A 1,758-nucleotide genomic window follows, 5' to 3' on the forward strand; every position below is an offset into this window, starting at 1 on the left:
GGTGGCGCTGGTGGCGGGTGTGCTGCTGTCACTGCCGCTGGGCCGTAAGGTGGCGGGCGGGCGCCGCGCGGTGGCGGGCGCCTTCCTGGTGCTGTTCCTGGTGGTCGTGGAGGCGACGGTGTTCACGGCGGCGCAGGCCACCGACACCGTCCGCACCCGGCTGCACGAGCCGCGCGGCGTGGAGGCGACGGTGACGCACTGCCATGTCACCGGCCGCCTGGCCGGGGAGAACGGGACGCTGGGCGATCCGACGTACGGCTGCACGTACCGTTGGAGCGTGGACGGACGGGAGTTCAGCGAGGAGCGTCCGGTGCGGGAGCCGCATCCGGACGGCTGGCAGACGCGGGTGTGGCTCAGCGGCGACCGGATGGACACCGGGCGGCCGAGCGTGCTGTCCGTCCCGCTGTGGGGCGCTCTGGCGGTGCTGGGCCTGATCGCCTCGGTGCGGCTGGCGGGCGCCGCGGCCGAGGACGCGCGGGCGGCGGGCCTGTGGCGCCGATCTTGAGCGGGGGCGAACTTCCTTTCACAGAACCCCGGTTGACGATCGGCGACGGTTACGCGCTGTACCGGGGGCCGCTGGCGGACAGCGCCTTCCACCGGCACGCCGCCTTCCAGGTCGCCGTCGCGGTCTGCGGCCCGGTGGTGGTCACGGACGCCGCCGGGCGGCGCCACGGCGGGGCGGCGGTGGTGGTGGCGCCGATGGCGCGCCACCGGATGGACCCGGTGCGCCAGGTGCGCGCCTTCTACGTCGACCCGCACTGCGCGTTCGCCGACCGGCTGCGCAACGACTGCGGGCCGGGCGTGAGCGTGGCGCCGCGCTGGCGGGGCCTTCAGGAGCGGGACCTGCGCCCGGCCGGGGTGCTGCCCTCGGCCGGGGTGGACGCGCGGCTGCGCGCGGCGATGCGGGCGCTGGCCGAGGACCGGCTGCCGCTGGAGCGCCTGGCGGCGCGGGTGGGGCTGTCCCCGCAGCGCCTGCGGGCCCTGGCGCGGGCGCAGTTGGGGGTGCCGCTGACGTGCTGGCGCGCCTGGCGGCAGCTGGCGCGGGCGGTGGACGCGCTCGGCCAGGGGCACTCCCTGGCCGAGGCGGCACTGGCGGGAGGCTTCGCCGACCAGGCCCATCTCTCCCGCCGGATGCGGGAGTTGACGGGCCTGACCCCCTCGGTGGTCCGGCCGGCCGTGCGCGCGGGCGGAGTTCGGGCGGATCGCTCTCAAGCCCCGGCTCGGGCGGGGCGGCGGGCGGTGTAGAGGGACAGCGAGCCGGTCACCGTCGCCACCGTCTCCGCCTCGCGCACGCCCTCGAAGCCCGCCTCGGCGATCAACCCGGGCAGGACGCCGTCGGCGTTGGGCTGGGTGTCCTGCTTGCCGTCGGCCAGCTGCACGATGCGGAACGCCAGGCGCATGGCCGCGGTGCGCTGGCGCCCGTAGTCGGCGATCACCAGTTTGCCGCCGGGGCGCAGCGTCTCGCGCATGGCCGTGAGGATGGCCCGTTTCATCGGGACGGGGCACTGGTGCAGGACGAGGCTGGAGACGACGGTGTCGGCGCTGGCGGGGCCGACGAGGTCGGCGACAGCGTCGCCCAGGCCGGTGCGCCACTGCGGTGCGGTGCCGGCGGCGGCGGCCTTGCGGCGGGCGATGCGCAGCACGTCGGGGTCGGGGTCGACGCCGATGACGGTGGCGCCGGGTTCGGTGCGGCCCAGCAGGACGGCCAGGGAGCCGGTGCCGCAGCCGACGTCGACGATGACGTCGCCGGGGCGGGGG

3 protein-coding genes are annotated in these 1,758 nt (G+C 76.9%); 2 read left to right on the forward strand and 1 reads right to left on the reverse strand.

The window, feature by feature from the left end; translation table 11 throughout:
* Positions 1–505, forward strand: a 505-nt coding sequence (locus tag J0670_RS37290) for a hypothetical protein (protein WP_207817210.1), incomplete at its 5' end; no start/stop codon positions are given.
* 32 nt (positions 506–537) lie between these two features.
* Positions 538–1,245, forward strand: coding sequence for an AraC family transcriptional regulator (locus tag J0670_RS40115; RefSeq protein WP_279383134.1), 708 nt, complete (start codon positions 538–540; stop codon positions 1,243–1,245).
* Here the strand turns inward: J0670_RS40115 and J0670_RS37300 are convergent.
* On the reverse strand, positions 1,209–1,758 hold a 550-nt coding region (locus tag J0670_RS37300; RefSeq protein ID WP_207817211.1), incomplete at its 5' end, for a class I SAM-dependent methyltransferase. The genes J0670_RS40115 and J0670_RS37300 overlap by 37 nt on opposite strands.

The sequence above is a fragment of the Streptomyces sp. FH025 genome, assembly GCF_017427025.1.
In the GTDB taxonomy this organism is placed as follows: Bacteria; Actinomycetota; Actinomycetes; order Streptomycetales; family Streptomycetaceae; genus Kitasatospora.